We start from the raw sequence: 15914 nt of genomic DNA, 5'->3' as shown, positions 1-15914 counted from the left end.
GTGGGCGTAGCTCAGTTGGTAGAGCCCCAGGTTGTGATCCTGGTTGTCGTGGGTTCGAGCCCCATCGTCCACCCCATATTTTAAACCACCAGTTATGGTGGGCGTAGCTCAGTTGGTAGAGCCCCAGGTTGTGATCCTGGTTGTCGTGGGTTCGAGCCCCATCGTCCACCCCATTTTATCCAGCTTCTTCGCTATTCTATTTACTTCTCGCATCAAGCTATTTACAGCGTGTATTCCTATGCCGCTCAAACTATTGCTTTTCACTAGTCATCGTTCGCGTTGTCGGGTTGACATTCCATACTACCCATTGCCAATGTCTGGAATCAGCGCAAAAAAAAGGGCGCCCTAAGGCACCCCGTTTCAGCTTCGAAAAAGCTATTCCTTTCCGAAAACGTTGTTTTCCTGCTCTTGGACGCGAATGAAGGTAGTTCGCTTAGAGAGCTCTTTCAGTTGCGAAGCACCAACGTAGGTGCAGGTTGAGCGGACGCCACCGAGTATATCGCTAATCGTATTAACGACTGGGCCGCGATAAGGTACTTCTACCGTTTTACCTTCGGAGGCTCGATAATTCGCTACACCGCCCGAGTGCTTGTCCATTGCGGTAGATGACGACATGCCATAGAACTGACGATATACCTTGCCATCGCGTTCGACGGTCTTACCACCAGACTCATCGTGCCCAGCGAACATGCCGCCGATCATGACGAAGTCAGCACCTGCGCCAAACGCCTTTGCTACATCGCCAGCACATGAACAACCACCGTCGGAAACCACATGGCCACTAAGACCGTGTGCTGCATCGGCAGATTCAATAGTGGCAGAAAGCTGCGGATAGCCGACACCCGTTTTTACGCGAGTTGTACAGACTGAACCAGGACCGATACCAACTTTAATAATGTCAGCTCCGCAAAGGAGTAACTCTTCAACCATTTCTCCGGTTACCACGTTACCCGCCATAATGATCTTGTCGGTAAATGCAGTACGCGCTCGACGAACGAAATCAGCGAAGTGTTCAGAGTAACCATTAGCGACGTCAATGCAGATAAAGCGAAGTTGTGGATTAGTAGCAATGACCGAAGAGATCTTCTCGAAATCACTTTCTGAAGTGCCAGTGCTAATCATAATATGATCGAAAATCGACGGGTCAGCTGACGCTAGGAAGTGGTTCCATTCGTCGATAGTGTAATGCTTGTGAACCGCTGTCAGGCATTTGTGCTTGGCAAGTTCGGTGGCCATCTCAAACGTTCCTACGGTGTCCATATTCGCCGCAACTAGCGGTACACCAGTCCAAGTTTGGCCGCTGTTACGGAATGTGTAGGTGCGCTCCAGGCTAACCTGCGAACGGCTCTTAAGCGTCGAACGCTTCGGACGGATGAGTACGTCTTTGAACCCAAGTTTAATGTCATTCTCTACGTGCATGATCGTTCTCTCAATAAGTTAAGTCATGATCGTATAAGCTCTTGGGCCGGCGGAAGTCGCCGAAAATGGCAAGCTTGGGCTCATACGCGCGGATTATTATAAATTAGTGAGTGATGTTCAATAGTTAATTCTTAGTAGCTTAGTCGAAGTAGGCATAATCGCTAACAAAGTGTTGTGTGTGAGCGTTTATGCGGGAACTACTGAGGCGCGAAGGGTGACGACTCTCGTAAAGTTGATCCTTAGCATAACTCTTAGGGATTTATATAATGAAAAAGCTGTTTGCAGTGATAAGTATGTTGTTAGTGTCGAATTTGGCGATGTCACAGGATCGATTTGCAGATGTCGAGTTAAGTTTTAGCCAAGTAAAAGATAATATTTGGGTTCTTTTTGGTGCAGGTGGAAACATTGGATTGAGCTTCGGGGATGATGGGGTTGTCGTTATTGATACTCAGTTCTCTGAATTATCCGAACGTCACTACGCAGCAATTGAAGCTGAGTTCCCAGGCTACGATACGACTTTAGTTTTAAATACTCACTACCATGGTGATCACGCTGGCGGTAACCCGTTTTGGGAAGCTCATGCACACATCCTCTCGCATAATAACGTCCGTACTCGTTTAGAGGCGGCGGATAAGCCAGGCTTACCCAGCCTCACTTATTCCTCGGCAATGGAGGTCTATTTGAATGGTCAGCACATTTCACTCGTTCATCCAGGTCCAGCGCATACGGATGGTGATACCATCGTAATTTGGAACGATCTTAATGTGGTTCATACTGGCGATCTATTCTTCAAAGACCGCTTTCCCTACGTTGATCTTGATAGCGGTGGGAGTGTTCAAGGCTACTATGATGCCGTTACCGCAATGATTACTAACATGGATGCTGAAACTAAAATCATTCCAGGGCACGGCGACCTAGCAACCTTAGCAGACTATCAAAATTTCCAAATGATGCTGGGTGATTCCATCGCTTGGATGACTGCCGCAAAGGCAGACGGTAAGACGTTAGAACAGTTGATCGACGAAGATGTTCCCGCTAAGTGGAGCGACTGGGGTTGGCAATTCATTAGTAATGAACGTTGGATTACCACGCTCTATAACGATATCAACGAGTAGTTAGAAGTCCCCGCAAAGCGCGTTATAATGAATAGCTGATTATTAGGAGCTTTTATGGCGCGCTTTCGTTGTCCCATCTGTCAACAGGCCTTGCAGGTTGATACTACCCCTGTTCACTGTGCCAACGGCCATTGCTTTGATCGTGCTAAACAGGGTTATCTAAACCTCCTACCAGTTCAGAATAAACGTTCAAAGAATCCAGGTGACTCCAAGGAAATGGTGAAAGCGCGCCGTGAATGGTTATCGCTTGGTCTTTACGAGCCAATTGTTGCGGGTATTGCGCAATTGTTAGACGGAATTTCTGCCAACGTGCTTGATGCAGGCTGTGGAGAGGGCTACTACACCAATGCGCTAGCTCAATACTGTGGTGAAATATGTGGTAGTGATATCTCCAAAGAGGCGGTTTTGTCGGCGGCGCGGCAATACTCTGGCGTAGAATTCACGGTCGCTTCCAATCGGGATCTTCCGTACCAAGATCAACAGTTTTCTGCGGTACTGTCGCTCTTTGGCTTTCCCGTTGAAGCGGAGTTTAGTCGCGTGCTTCAACCCGGCGGACGAATTATTACGGTAGACCCAACGCGGGACCATCTTATTGAACTAAAAGAAGCGCTCTACACAGAGATCAAAGCCGCCTCTATTCCATCCTTAGCAAACTGTACCTTGGAATGCGAAATTCCAATTGAGTTCGAGCTGCAAATAGATCATGCAGAGATGATACAGAAGCTGCTGGCTATGACGCCCCACTATTATCGAGCCCCGAAGGATAAGCTCGCCATGCTGCTTGATGCACCGCCTAGGCGCGTCACAGTTTCGGTGGTTGGGCGTATCTGGTCGCCCACACTATAATAACCCTAGGATAGCGCGGTTTTTGCGCTCAAGTGTTACTTGGGTGACAAAGGCTATTGCGTTGACCGTGGTAGTTTTTGCTTATTCAATTTTATTGGGAATAGTGCCTAATGGTCCAAGCAAAAAAATATAAAACAGATGTGCTAATTGTCGGGGCAGGTATCTCCGGTATTGCTTCTGCTTATCATTTGAAAGAGAAGTGCCCAAACCACGATTTTATGATCCTAGAGGGTATGGATAGCTATGGCGGTACTTGGCTAACCCATAAGTACCCCGGCGTGCGTTCTGACAGCGACCTTTACACCTTCGGCTATAGTTTTAAGCCTTGGACGGGCGTACCTATTGCCTCAGCCAAAGAAATTCTTAATTACATGGGCGAGGTGATCACTGAAAGTAAACTGAATGATCAGCTCTACTTCAATCATAAGATTGCCAGTGCGGACTGGCAGGCGGCAAAGAAATGCTGGGTAATCAAAGGCGTATTTGGTCCCGAGAACCAGCCGTTTGTATTGGAAACGAATGTACTTTGGATGGCCGCCGGCTACTACGATCATAAAACACCATATACCCCTGAATTCCCGGGAATGAGTGACTTTGATGGTGAGATTATCCACCCGCAGCACTGGCCAGAGGATCTAGACTATAGCGATAAGCAGGTTGTGGTCATTGGTTCGGGAGCCACGGCAGCGACAATCATCCCAGCCATGGCCGGGGACACTAAGCACATTACCATGTTGCAGCGTTCGCCAACCTATTTCGTGCCGTTGGAGAATAAGAACGAATTAGCGGATACGCTTCGTCAAATTGATGTACCTGAAGCGTTAGTTCACGATATTGTTCGTAAGAAGATTTTATTCGACGCCAAGCAAATTCACGAAGCTTCGAATGCCTATCCAGATATTGTTAAAGCCGAGCTATTGAAGACTGTTCGTGGCTTTCTGGGTGAGGAGTTTGACATCGAGAAGCACTTTACGCCGAGCTACCGACCTTGGCAGCAGCGAATTGCCTGTGTGCCTAATGGTGATCTCTTCGCGGGTATTAACACCGGTAAGGCTTCGGTTGTGACCGATCAGATCGATCGTTTTGTCAGCAATGGAATATTACTCAAGAGTGGCGAGGTACTCGAAGCAGACATCATTGTTACCGCTACTGGCTTTAACTTAGCAATGGTCGGCGGTGTGCAAGTCAGCTTAGAGGGCGAACCCGTTGATTTTGCCTCAATGACCACCTATCGCGGAGTGTTGTTTTCGGGGATGCCTAACTTCATTAACATCTTTGGTTATCTTCGAACTAGCTGGACAATGCGAGCGGAGTTAGTTGCTGAGTATGTATGTAGGTTACTGAACCACATGGACGAGAAGGGTGTTAGTGTGGTGACGCCAGAACTTCGCGTCTCCGATGCAGATATGGAGCGTAAGCCTTTCATTTCCCCTGATGACTTCAATCCGGGTTATTTGCAGCGTGCCGGACACCTTATGCCGAAGCAGGGAGATCGCTCGCCATGGCAGTTCAGTCAAGACTACTACAGCGAAGTTTCAGAGCTTCCAGCGGCTAGCCTCGATGACGATGTACTAAAGTACAGCTAAACGCTTTATAGATTAGTGAGCCGCGCAGTGCCTTAATACGGCGCTATCATCTTGCTCTAGGGCAGAAATAGCTTAAGAGTTGTTGGTTGGCTCAAGTTTAGACAAAGCAAAAAAAAGGAGCCTTTCGGCTCCTTTTTTGTTCAGAGTGATTAAGCTTTTACTTCATCAATCTGAACTGCCGCGATGCGTTTGCCATCAGCAGCTGCTTTTTGGAAGCTTTCGATTTGATCGAAGTTCATGTAGCGGTAGATCTCAGCACCCATCGAATCAAGCTTACCTGCGTACTCATTGTACTCAGCTGGCGTAGGCAGGCGGCCAAGAATGGCGCCTACAGAAGCGAGTTCGGCTGAGGTTAGGTAAACATTAGCACCATCACCTAAACGGTTCGGGAAGTTACGGGTAGAGGTTGATAGAACAGTCGTTCCAGCGCCTACACGTGCTTGGTTACCCATGCATAATGAACAGCCCGGCATTTCAGTACGAGCGCCAGCACGACCAAAGATGTTGTAGTAACCCTCTTCCATCAAGGTGTGCTCATCCATGCGGGTTGGCGGTGATAGCCATAGACGAGTTGCAACAGAACCTTGCTGTTCGTCTAGTAGCTTACCAGCGGCGCGGAAGTGACCGATGTTAGTCATACATGAACCGATGAATACTTCGTCAACCTTGTCACCTTCAACAGAAGAAAGTAGACGCGCGTCATCGGGATCATTTGGTGCACAAACAATCGGCTCAGTAACTTCAGCAAGATCAATTTCGATCACTGCAGTGTACTCAGCATCGGCATCAGCTTTCATCAAACTTGGGTTAGCAAGCCACTCTTCCATCGCACGGGCACGACGCTCTAAGGTACGCGCATCGCCGTAGCCTTGGGCAATCATCCAGCGAAGCATGGTGATGTTAGAGGTCAGGTACTCAGCAACTGAATCTTCGTCAAGAGCGATGGTACAGCCAGCAGCTGAACGCTCTGCAGAGGCATCAGAAAGCTCGAACGCCTGCTCAACGGTAAGACCTTTTAGGCCTTCAATTTCTAGGACACGACCAGAGAAGATGTTTTTCTTACCCTTCTTCTCAACGGTTAGTAGACCTTCCTGGATAGCGTAGTAAGGAATCGCGTGGACCAAGTCACGAAGCGTGATACCGGGCTGCATTTCACCTTTGAAGCGAACCAATACCGATTCCGGCATATCAAGTGGCATAACACCCGTTGCAGCAGCGAATGCTACCAAGCCAGAACCCGCTGGGAATGAAATACCCATTGGGAAACGGGTGTGAGAGTCACCACCAGTGCCCACGGTGTCCGGAAGTAGCATGCGGTTCAACCAAGAGTGAATGATACCGTCTCCTGGACGAAGTGAAACGCCGCCACGGTTAATCATAAAGTCTGGAAGTGTATGCTGAGTATCAATATCAACTGGCTTTGGGTAAGCCGCGGTGTGACAGAATGACTGCATCACGAGGTCAGCGGAGAAACCTAGACAGGCAAGATCCTTTAGTTCATCGCGCGTCATAGGGCCCGTAGTATCCTGAGAGCCTACCGTTGTCATTTTTGGTTCAACGTAAGTTCCCGGGCGAACACCTTCAACGCCACAGGCTTTACCGACCATCTTCTGACCAAGCGTATAACCAGCTTTAGTCGCTACTGGCTCAGAAGGAACACGGAATACGGTAGAAGGCGCTAGTCCTAGACTTTCGCGAGCACGACCCGTTAAACCACGACCAATAATTAGGTTGATACGACCGCCAGCCTGAACTTCGTCCAGAATAACGTCGGACTTGAGTTCGAAGCTAGATAGCTCTTCACCCGTTTCGGCATTGAGAATTTTGCCGTCGTAAGGGCGAATCTCAATCACGTCACCCATTGCAAGCTTATCAACTGGCGCTTCGAATACGAGTGCACCAGCATCTTCCATGGTATTGAAGAAGATCGGCGCAACCTTACCGCCAATACAGATCCCGCCGCCACGTTTGTTCGGCGTTCCTGGAATGTCGTCACCGGTGTACCACAGTACAGAGTTGGTAGCTGACTTACGCGATGAGCCCGTACCAACAACATCACCAACGAAGGCAACTGGGTGACCTTTCTTGTTAAGCTCTTCAATCTGTTCTTTGGCGTTGTGAATACCTTCGCGAGCAACTTTGTACATTGCCAGTGCGTGCAACGGGATATCAGGGCGAGACCATGCGTCCGGCGCTGGCGAAAGATCGTCGGTGTTAGTTTCACCAGTTACTTTGAATACCGTCACTTTAGCGGACTCGGCTACTGCCTCGCGGTTAGTGAACCATTCTGCGTTGGCCCATGATTCCATTACCGACTGCGCTACGGCATTGCCAGCTTTTGCTTTGGCTTCAACATCGTAGAAGGCATCGAACATTAGCAGAGTATGCTTCAGTTCTTCACCTGCAGCTTCGGCAAGATCGCTGTTGTCGAGCTGAGCAACTAAAGTCTCGATGTTGTAACCGCCGTGCATGTTACCAAGCAGTTTAACGGCATCGGCTTTAGTGATAACCGGCGAGTTAGCTTCGTCATTAATGATTGCAGTCAAGAAACCTGCCTTAACGTAAGCAGCCTCATCAACACCTGGCGGCACGCGCTCGCTGATTAATTCAACGAGAGTAGCTTCTTCACCAGCCGGTGGGTTTTTTAGTAGCTCAACCAACTCAGCAACTTGCTGTGGGTTAAGCGGGAGAGGTGGGATACCTTGCTCAGCACGTTCTGCAACGTGTTTACGATACGCTTCAAGCACGACTAATTCCTCTAAAGTGAAACGAAACCCCAATGGCCTCGTTGTTAGTCTAATTTTTAGTGGCGCTATTCTAATGAATTCTGCGCCTTAAGTTAAGCGGCCTAGGGCGTTAAATAGCTAGGTTGCTTAGTAATTGTTAATAATCATAGAACTGATGGGGGATTCCTGCACTATTCACAGCGATTATAAGCGGGATAAAACTTCTACTTAGCGGGACAAAGCGTCTATTTGGCAGCTAAATAGCGATGGACTCGAAGCATTGGAATGAGCGGCACACTGTCAATGCGTTGATCACTGCGAGATTTTCGTGGTGTTTTTTCGTCGGAGGCCGGAAGTGGTTTAATCAAGGGAAGGAAATCTTGCGCCGTTAAAAAAATGGGGGTAGAGCAGTTGAAGGCGGTCATCTCGCCGTTACCGAGGCGAACGTTAGCGCGTATCAGCGGTGCCTGTTTCTGCACGATGCAGAGTTCTGTGGTTGAGCTAATTCCCGCTAAGGTGCTCCACGCCTGCTGGATATCTACACCCTGACGATCAAGTCTTTCAAGGCGATCAACTACCTGTTGGTAATCCACCCGTTTAATGGAACGCCCGTTCTTGTACCAAGCGTAACTAACGCTCTTCACCGGCTGGTCAATGACGCGAACGCGGCGCCAACAGGCTTTCAGATTTAACCGACCGTGGGCCGAATCGGCGAGGGATTGGCGAGCATCAGAGTGGGTGGCAAAAATGGATCGCTGCCAGGACCTTGTTTCTTTTGGATATTGCGCACGATAGTTCGCAATGAGTGCCTTAAAACGGTCTTTGGACTCGTTTAGCGCCACGATCTCGGCGTTATTAGCACCACATATCACCCCGCAACACTGACTCGTTGCGCGTCCGTCGTCGCCGTCGCGATAGAAATAATCGCTTAAACTAGAAGCTAAACTACAGAGATAGGGTTCGTCTTGCTGCCAACAACTTTCGGGTGATAGTTGCTTAACAATCGCCGTGCTTTGCGAGGCAAGCTGGTCGAAAGCGCTGATGAGTTTGCTTGGGTTAAAGGTCTCGGTCATTTTCTTAGTCTACGTGGCGCGAGGTTGATGACGCAAGGGGTAGGCGGAACCCGCGCTCGCAATCTAGTTAACGGGCGATATAATAGCCCCATTCGGAAACAGATGACTGGAGCAGTTTGTGTCAAAAGACGTTGATTTAACGCCTATTAAGGCTTTTTTAGGTTGTGAAACACCTGACGAGTGGGTTTCGGTAGCTTTAAACAACCAAGATATTATGCTAATTGACCACGCTAACTGCGAAAAGAAAGCTGCAAAGACCGCGCTTCATCTCATTTTTCGCTATATCGAGCACAGTGATCTGCTTTACAAAATGTCGCGACTTGCGCGCGAAGAGTTACGGCATTTCGAGCAGGTAATGTCGATCATGAAAAAGCGCTCGGTTGCGTATGAGTATGTGAGTGCTAGTCGTTACGCCGCGAAGATGATGGCTTCAGTGCGTAAAGAAGAACCTGCGAGGCTTATCGATACGCTGATTATTGGCGCATTTATCGAGTGCCGTAGTTGTGAACGCTTCGCCAAGCTAGCGCCATTCCTCGACACCGAATTAGGGCAGTTCTATACCTCGTTGCTGCGCTCGGAAAGTCGTCATTTCATGGATTACATCGAATTAGCCGAAACCCTCGCGGGTGAGCCCATTGATCAACGAGTTTCGTACTTTCGTGAATTAGAGGCTAAGCTAATAATCAGTCGCGATGAAGAATTCCGCTTTCACTCGGGATTACCAAGCGACGAACTATTTAAAACAGGCTCAAGCTAACATTAACTCTCTTGGAGTAACTGATGAAGATTTTCGCGCGTTTAATTGCTATTAGTTGGTTATTAGTGGCGACCATGTCGTACGCTGAAGAGTCACCGATTGGTTATTGGAATACCGTTGACGATTCATCCGGTGAAATCAAATCTACTGTCGAACTCTATATGGAAGGAGATCTACTCTACGGCCGTATCGTTGAACTCACCAATCCTGAAGTGCCGGATCCCATCTGTGAGAAGTGTACGGGAGAAAAGCAGAATCAACCGGTGATTGGCTTGACGATTATCGAAGGGCTGAGTTTCGATGGTGACCATTGGGCTGATGGCGTAATTTTAGATCCAGAAAATGGTGAGACTTACGACTGTGTAATCTGGCGCGAAGGTAAAAAGCTTATGGTTCGAGGTTATGTTGGCTTCTTTTACCGAACCCAGTCTTGGGTACTCAGCGAGGAGACTCGCGACTAGTCAATCATCTTAGATTCCGTTAATCTGTCCTCATACTAAAGAGGGATTTAAGATGAAACATTGTCACGAGCTAGATGTCGAAATCCACGGTCATGATCTGCAGATAGTAGAAGTTACCTTAGATCCTTCTGAGACGGTTGTGGCCGAAGCTGGCGCCATGAATTACATGGAGGCGGGCATCGAGTTTAACACGCGGATGGGTGACGGCTCGGAACCCAACCAGACTATGATGGGATCGCTATTTAATGCGGGGAAGCGCCTGTTAACTGGTGAATCTCTGTTCACTACTCATTTCACTAATCAGGCTTCTAAACCGGCAACGATTGCTTTTGGAGCTCCATTCCCGGGTTCAATTATTGCTCTCGATCTTGCCGAATATGGTGAGCAGGTGACCTGTCAAAAGGACGCATTTTTGTGCGCCGCGCTGGGAACTAAGATCGATATCGCCTTTAACCGAAAGATCGGTTCGGGCTTGTTCGGCGGGGAAGGTTTCATCCTACAAAAACTCTCGGGTGACGGAATTACTTGCCTCCACGCCGGTGGTACGGTTGTTAAAAAAGAACTTCACGGTGAAACGTTACGTGTTGATACCGGCTGCTTAGTTGCCTTTACTCAAGGGATTGACTATGACATCAAACTAGCAGGTGGTCTTAAGACAATGATGTTTGGCGGTGAAGGAATTGCCTTAGCAACGTTATCCGGTCATGGGACGGTATGGTTGCAGAGTCTACCCTTCTCACGTTTAGCTAATCGAGTCTTATCGGCGGCAAGTTCACACGGTGGTCGAGACCAAGGTGAAGGTTCTGTTCTAGGTGGCTTAGGGCGTTTACTTGATGGACGCTAAAGCTCTAAAAACTAAACCTTCCAAAGGTTTATGGGTCGCCAAAATTTTGGGCGGCCTCTTTGTGTTGTTGCTCGCGACAGAACAATTTCTTTTCTTTGTGGGTAGTCAGGATTTTCAGCCGCAAGTATTTCGCGCGAAAGCACAGCAGTACGATGTTGAGATTATTCGTGATGGTGTTGGGGTGCCACATATATACGGTGCGAATGATTTCGATGTATCGTTTGGCCTAGGCTATGCGCAAGCTCAAGATCGGCTTGAGGATATCGAGGAAGCGATTATTATGTATCGCGGTCAATCCGCGGAATTTAACGGTTCGGAGGGCTTAACCGCTGATTACCTAATTCGTCTGTTAGGCGTTTGGGAGCCATTAGAATCGGGTTATGTTGAGTCACAGTTGCCCGTTGAGACGCTGGCACTATTGCAGGCCTATGTCGATGGTGTTAATGCCTATGCCGGCACCGATGTAAAACGCGCTACTCCTGAGCTTTACCCCATTACTCGCCGTGATCTTCTGGCAGGATTTCATCTCCAGCACTTATTTTTCTATGGGTTCGATGAGCAGTTAAAAACGAAAATAGCTGCGCAGACAAACGCCAGTGGCGTGGCCCAATTACAACAGCATCATTTACCCATCGGCTCAAATGCCATAGCGATTGCTCCGCAGCGAACCGAAACCAACTCCACGCTGCTATTGTGGAACTCACACCAACCACTCCGAGGCCCATTGGCGTGGTACGAGGCACACATCGAAAGCGCCACGGGCTGGCAGTTCTATGGAGGTTTCTTCCCTGGAAGCCCAGTGCCATTTATCGGCTTTAATAACAAGTTGGGTTGGGGAGTTACCGTTAACAAACCGAATCTGTTGGATGTGTTTGAACTGCCACAGTCTGAGGTTGAAAGCTACGGTTGCGCCGTTGGATTCAAGATTTATAGAGCCCTACGAGTTCCTTTACCTTTGAGCTGCTATCGTGATGGTGAAGGGCGGCCTGTGCTAGAGCAGGGCGGTCGTTATTTTCAGCTTCGCTATGCCGGCGCTGGAGAATATCGTCAGATTGATCAGTGGTACCAGCTTTCTCAGGCCGATTCGGTGGCTCAATGGCGCAGTATTTTTGCTGAGAATCATCTATCGAGTTTTGCCTTCATCGCTGCCGATGCAACGGGAGATATTCACTACCGTCATAATGCACTAATGCCGAATCGCAGCGCAGGTGAATTGTGGACGGAGTATCTGCCTGCAGACTCGGTTCCCGAGCTTTCGAACCCAAATTCAGGGGTCTTAGTGGCCACCAACCAAACTCCCTGGGCGGTAAGTCAGCTAAACGACTCGCTCACTGTGGTTCAAGCGCTCGATTATGAACAGCAAATTAATAACCGTGCTCTACGGGCACATGAGCTATTAGGTGGTAATCAAACGCTGAGTTTTGATGAGCTCGTTACTGCTAAGTACGACGTAAAATTCAGTCCGGAATCTCTGCAGGTCAGCTATCTTCGCTCGGGGTTAGAAGAGGGCCTTCCCGAGTACTTGTTGGAGGCTTCGGAGGTGTTGAAAGCCTGGGACTTCAGCGCAGATCAAGCGAACCGAGGTGCAGCGCTGGGTGTTTGTCTGCTCGAAGCTGTGGATAGTCAAGTCGGTGTTATTAAGACTCCATTCGTGGAGCAGTTGGCTTTCTGTAACGATCTTTTGCGAACTAAGCTTGGTACCTTGACCCCCCGTTGGGGACAGATAAACCGTTTAGTTGATGGCGGTAATTTCTGGGGAGTTAGCGGTGCTCCGGATACTCTCAGAGCAATGCATGCGGACCACGATGATTTTGAGACCTATGGACTTCGTAGAGTTGTTGCCGGAGATGGACTTCACGGTATAGTAGAATGGCGTGATGGCGCGTTATATCGGGCGGAAGTCATTTCACCTTATGGACAAAGTATTGCGAGATTAACACCGTTCCGAACAGATCAAACGGCAATGTTCATTAACGGACAACTAAGACCCGCTTTGATCGATCGCGCGGAGATTGAGCGTCAAGCAACACAGATTATACTTCCCAAAACCTATTATTAAGGAAATACGATGGCAATTGTTAAATTAGGTGATGCAGCGTTTCATACCATTGGCGAGCTTCCAACTGCTGGCTCAGCCGTTCCCGATTTCACCTTAACGGGTGTTGACTTGGGAGATATCCGACTAGCGGATTACCGTGGTGAATCGATTGTGTTGAATATCTTCCCGAGTATCGATACACCTACCTGCCAAATGTCAGTTCGCGAATTCAATAAAAGAGCAAGTGAACTCTCGACGGCTAGGGTGCTTTGCGTAGCAATGGATCTCCCCTTTGCATTTGCTCGATTTTGTGGCGCAGAGGGGCTGGAAAATGTAGTCAGCGCAAGTGGTTTTCGTTCGAGTTTTGGTGATGCGTTCGGCGTAACCATGACTGACGGTCCGTTGCGAGGTCTATATGCTCGAGCGGTTGTGGTAGTGAATCCAGAAGGACTGGTTACTCACACTGAATTAGTTGAGTCAGTGGGCTCTGAACCTAATTACGATCTGGCGCTTAGCGCAATTAAATAGGTAACCCAAGAATAATGGAAGAATCGACTGAAGCACCCACACCAATCATTGAAGCGTACGATATTGGCCTATTGTTCGAACGAATAGCAGCCTCACCCGCCGAGTTTTGGCAGAAAGTTGCGGTGATCGTTACGGCTACCCTCGTTCTGCTGTATGTGGTGGACCAGATTTTTAAGTTTCTCGAAAAACACCCAAGTGGCGATATCTTGGACGCCGTATGGTTCTCCCTGCGCCGTCCGTCGGCATTCCTGGTGATTATTGCTGGGCTTTATTCCTTAGCAAAGATCGAACAGTTTGGTTTTAATCGAGGCTATCCGCTAGGCGTTGTGAGTTTATTAAAGCTCTCTGCCGCCTGGGTTTATGCATGGGTAATGTTCCGCTTTGGACGAAGATTGCAGTTAAATATCTCCACGGATAGATTTCATCCTGCACGGGTCGATTTAGGCACTGCTGATTCACTCCGGACTCTAATTCGTCTGTTTGCCGTAAGCTGTGCAGTTCTCTACACCTTAGACACGCTGGGCTTCAATCTTTCCAGTCTGCTGGCTTTTGGTTCTGTCAGTGGATTAGTGGCAGGCTTAGCGGCGAAGGATCTGGTCGCCAATTTCGCTGGTTCCATTATGATTCGGATGGATCGCCCTTTCGTTGTCGGCGAGTGGATTCGCTCGCCTGATCAGGAGATAGAGGGCACGGTTGAAGAAATCGGTGTGCGGGTGACGCGAATTCGAACCTTTGACCAGCGTCCTCTCTATGTACCGAATTCTACCTTTACCAGAATTTCAGTGGAAACACCGTCGCGAATGTTAAACCGACGAATTAAGGAAACGATAGGCGTTCGTTATGACGACGCCGCGGTGGTAAAAAATATCATCGATGAGGTTAGAGAGATGCTAAACAATCACGATGCGATTGATAAGAATCGAACGCTAATGGTTAACTTACTAAGCTTCGGCCCATCTGCATTAGAATTCTTTATTTATACATTTACCCGCACCACCGACTGGGCGACATATCACGAGGTCAAAGAAGATGTGTTAATTAAGGTGATGAATATTGTAGCGTCACACAACGCTGAAATTGCTTTCCCTACACAAACACTCAAAGTAGAAATGGAGCCTTCCGCAGAGGGTTAAGCCTCCTTGGTCAGCGTATTCGCATTACATTGGAGCTCGGCAAGCAAATTGTCGAGTTGCTTTCGTTTTGCTTCAGAGAGACTTGAGACCAGTTTGTCTTCGTAAGACTGTGCGACCGGCACGATATCGTTGTAGATTTCGATGCCTTTGTTAGTGAGTGTGAGATAGGCCCGTCTTCGATCGACCGTACAGGGCTCACGCTCGATATAGCCCATCTGCACAAGACTGGCCACAGCTCGGCTTATTGCCACTTTATCCATCTGGGTAGTCGACGCTAAGTCAACCGCCGTTGAACGTGGTTTCTGTGCCAAGAGCGCGATGACTCGCCATCCTGAAATGCTCAAATTGAAACGCTCCGCATAGTATTCCGAAATCGCATTGGAGACGACATTCGATAGCACTGAAAGGCGGTAGGGTAGAAATTGGGCCAGTTCCATGTTCGAATTCCTTGATGATGAGCAGTTTATCTAATTGTTATGACTCAGTTATATCACAGCTGATTTTAAGTCAGAAATAGCGTTATCGATTCGAGTTAATAACTTTTTGTCCTGTATCCCGAGTAGTTGCTCCGTTGAATCCATAACGAAATAGTTAGGCTGAGGCGTGTCGATTCTATAACGAGTACGTAAAATCGTTTCAATATCGAATGGCTGGTGACTGACTAACGAGAGGTCTAAGGAATGAGTTATCTCCTTTGGAGAACTTAGAATACCCCCACCAAATATTTTGGTGTTGCCGTCCTCACGGATTAATCCAAATTCAATGGTAAACCAATATATTCTTGCTAACGCAACCTGTTGTTCGTGATTACATTGAACACCGAGCTTGCCAATCCAGTGCGTAAATGTGGAAAATTCGGGGTTACAGAGAATTGGACAATGGCCCATAACCTCATGGAAGAGATCAGGTTCTGGCAGGTATTCAAGCTGATCAGGACGGCGCATGAAGGTAGCGGCTGGGAATTTCTGCTCGGCAAGGAGTCCAAAAAAGCGCTTGAAATTGATAAGGGCATCAACCGGTTCTAGTTGCCAACCAGTTTTCGCCAATAACACACTGTTAACTTCAGGTAACTGAGCGGGGCCATCTTCTGAAAGGCCTAAAGTTTTCATTCCCGTTAGATACGAAGTACAGGCGTGTTGCTGCGCAAGCGGCTGCTGCCAGTTGAAGAGGTGTTTCCAAGTCTCACCATCTTCCTTTGAGTAGGGTACATAACCCTTTTCATCAACGGGTATGGCAGTGTAGGCGCTATTCTTCATCGTGAATGTCCTATAGATATCGTTGTTATTTTGGTTTCAAGTGTAACTATTAGCTTGAGGGAAAGCAAACGATGACGGAGCAACAGATGAATCGTTATTAGAATGTTGCCTAACGAGGCGTATTAGGCGACT

14 protein-coding genes and 2 tRNA genes are annotated in these 15914 nt (G+C 48.3%); 11 read left to right on the top strand and 5 right to left on the bottom strand.

Translation table 11 applies throughout. The features are described from left to right. Together Q0698_RS08075 and Q0698_RS08070 are read left to right on the top strand one after the other, a co-directional pair. Positions 1–76: transfer RNA gene (locus Q0698_RS08075), tRNA-His, on the top strand. A 21-nt stretch (positions 77–97) separates the two neighbouring features. Continuing rightward, positions 98–173 (top strand) — tRNA-His (locus Q0698_RS08070). A gap of 202 nt (positions 174–375) precedes the next feature. Here the strand turns inward: Q0698_RS08070 and guaC are convergent. Continuing rightward, positions 376–1419 (bottom strand): GMP reductase, encoded by a 1044-nt coding sequence (guaC, locus tag Q0698_RS08065; protein ID WP_298635543.1) that lies wholly within the window; start codon positions 1417–1419, stop codon positions 376–378. A gap of 266 nt (positions 1420–1685) precedes the next feature. On the opposite strand from guaC, the gene Q0698_RS08060 reads away from it, so the two are divergent. The 3 genes from Q0698_RS08060 (at position 1686) to Q0698_RS08050 (ending at position 4966) form a co-directional block, all read left to right on the top strand. Then, complete coding sequence (locus tag Q0698_RS08060; protein WP_298635541.1) at positions 1686–2534, top strand: MBL fold metallo-hydrolase; 849 nt, start codon at positions 1686–1688, stop codon at positions 2532–2534. 54 nt (positions 2535–2588) lie between these two features. Continuing rightward, the gene (locus Q0698_RS08055) at positions 2589–3380 is read left to right on the top strand and encodes a putative RNA methyltransferase (protein ID WP_298635539.1); all 792 of its coding nucleotides are present in this window, start codon (positions 2589–2591) and stop codon (positions 3378–3380) included. Positions 3381–3490: 110 nt separating this feature from the next. Next, positions 3491–4966: an NAD(P)/FAD-dependent oxidoreductase gene (locus Q0698_RS08050; RefSeq protein ID WP_298635537.1), complete on the top strand. Its 1476-nt coding sequence runs from the start codon at positions 3491–3493 to the stop codon at positions 4964–4966. Between the two features lie 149 nt (positions 4967–5115). Here the strand turns inward: Q0698_RS08050 and acnB are convergent, their stop codons facing one another. Both acnB and Q0698_RS08040 read right to left on the bottom strand, forming a co-directional pair. Further along, complete coding sequence (gene acnB, locus Q0698_RS08045; protein WP_298635536.1) at positions 5116–7713, bottom strand: bifunctional aconitate hydratase 2/2-methylisocitrate dehydratase; 2598 nt, start codon at positions 7711–7713, stop codon at positions 5116–5118. Positions 7714–7937: 224 nt separating this feature from the next. Then, on the bottom strand, positions 7938–8765 hold the full coding sequence (locus tag Q0698_RS08040) for a hypothetical protein (RefSeq protein ID WP_298635534.1): 828 nt from the start codon (positions 8763–8765) through the stop codon (positions 7938–7940). 118 nt (positions 8766–8883) lie between these two features. Here Q0698_RS08040 and miaE point away from each other — a divergent pair, with 118 nt between their 5' ends. The 6 genes from miaE to Q0698_RS08010 are packed head-to-tail and all read left to right on the top strand — an operon-like array spanning position 8884 to position 14526. After that, complete coding sequence (gene miaE, locus Q0698_RS08035) at positions 8884–9522, top strand: tRNA isopentenyl-2-thiomethyl-A-37 hydroxylase MiaE (RefSeq protein ID WP_298635532.1); 639 nt, start codon at positions 8884–8886, stop codon at positions 9520–9522. Between the two features lie 23 nt (positions 9523–9545). After that, positions 9546–9983, top strand: coding sequence for a DUF2147 domain-containing protein (locus tag Q0698_RS08030; RefSeq protein ID WP_298635530.1), 438 nt, complete (start codon positions 9546–9548; stop codon positions 9981–9983). Between the two features lie 52 nt (positions 9984–10035). Then, positions 10036–10827 (top strand): TIGR00266 family protein, encoded by a 792-nt coding sequence (locus Q0698_RS08025; RefSeq protein ID WP_298635529.1) that lies wholly within the window; start codon positions 10036–10038, stop codon positions 10825–10827. After that, positions 10817–12886, top strand: a complete 2070-nt coding sequence (locus tag Q0698_RS08020; protein ID WP_298635527.1) for a penicillin acylase family protein — start codon at positions 10817–10819, stop codon at positions 12884–12886. The genes Q0698_RS08025 and Q0698_RS08020 overlap by 11 nt, the downstream gene beginning before the upstream one ends. A 9-nt stretch (positions 12887–12895) precedes the next feature. After that, entirely contained in the window at positions 12896–13393 is a 498-nt protein-coding gene (tpx, locus tag Q0698_RS08015; RefSeq protein WP_298635525.1) for a thiol peroxidase, read from the top strand. Between the two features lie 14 nt (positions 13394–13407). Then, entirely contained in the window at positions 13408–14526 is a 1119-nt protein-coding gene (locus Q0698_RS08010; protein ID WP_298635524.1) for a mechanosensitive ion channel family protein, read from the top strand. On the opposite strand, the gene Q0698_RS08005 is transcribed toward Q0698_RS08010, so the two are convergent. Next, positions 14523–14963 carry a MarR family transcriptional regulator gene (locus tag Q0698_RS08005; RefSeq protein ID WP_298635520.1) on the bottom strand — a complete coding sequence of 147 codons (441 nt, stop codon included), beginning with the start codon at positions 14961–14963 and terminating at the stop codon, positions 14523–14525. The genes Q0698_RS08010 and Q0698_RS08005 overlap by 4 nt on opposite strands. Before the next feature lie 48 nt (positions 14964–15011). Next, positions 15012–15782: a phenylalanine 4-monooxygenase gene (locus tag Q0698_RS08000; protein ID WP_298635518.1), complete on the bottom strand. Its 771-nt coding sequence runs from the start codon at positions 15780–15782 to the stop codon at positions 15012–15014. Positions 15783–15914 lie beyond the last annotated feature (132 nt).

Origin of the sequence: uncultured Umboniibacter sp. (genome assembly GCF_947497555.1) — a bacterium.
Lineage (GTDB): Bacteria > Pseudomonadota > Gammaproteobacteria > Pseudomonadales > DSM-25080 > Umboniibacter.
The sequence above is the reverse complement of the archived record's forward strand: the minus strand, read 5'-3'. Positions and strand labels throughout refer to the sequence as shown.

Excerpts from the sequence above, each read along its gene's own strand:
- Q0698_RS08000 (WP_298635518.1), bottom strand. The coding sequence starts at position 15,782 with ATGAAGAATAGCGCCTACACTGCCATACCCGTTGATGAAAAGGGTTAT.
- Q0698_RS08025 (WP_298635529.1), top strand. The coding sequence starts at position 10,036 with ATGAAACATTGTCACGAGCTAGATGTCGAAATCCACGGTCATGATCTG.
- Q0698_RS08040 (WP_298635534.1), bottom strand. The coding sequence starts at position 8,765 with ATGACCGAGACCTTTAACCCAAGCAAACTCATCAGCGCTTTCGACCAG.
- Q0698_RS08010 (WP_298635524.1), top strand. The coding sequence starts at position 13,408 with ATGGAAGAATCGACTGAAGCACCCACACCAATCATTGAAGCGTACGAT.
- Q0698_RS08020 (WP_298635527.1), top strand. The coding sequence starts at position 10,817 with ATGGACGCTAAAGCTCTAAAAACTAAACCTTCCAAAGGTTTATGGGTC.
- guaC (WP_298635543.1), bottom strand. The coding sequence starts at position 1,419 with ATGCACGTAGAGAATGACATTAAACTTGGGTTCAAAGACGTACTCATC.
- tpx (WP_298635525.1), top strand. The coding sequence starts at position 12,896 with ATGGCAATTGTTAAATTAGGTGATGCAGCGTTTCATACCATTGGCGAG.
- Q0698_RS08005 (WP_298635520.1), bottom strand. The coding sequence starts at position 14,963 with ATGGAACTGGCCCAATTTCTACCCTACCGCCTTTCAGTGCTATCGAAT.
- Q0698_RS08050 (WP_298635537.1), top strand. The coding sequence starts at position 3,491 with ATGGTCCAAGCAAAAAAATATAAAACAGATGTGCTAATTGTCGGGGCA.
- Q0698_RS08060 (WP_298635541.1), top strand. The coding sequence starts at position 1,686 with ATGAAAAAGCTGTTTGCAGTGATAAGTATGTTGTTAGTGTCGAATTTG.
- Q0698_RS08055 (WP_298635539.1), top strand. The coding sequence starts at position 2,589 with ATGGCGCGCTTTCGTTGTCCCATCTGTCAACAGGCCTTGCAGGTTGAT.
- Q0698_RS08030 (WP_298635530.1), top strand. The coding sequence starts at position 9,546 with ATGAAGATTTTCGCGCGTTTAATTGCTATTAGTTGGTTATTAGTGGCG.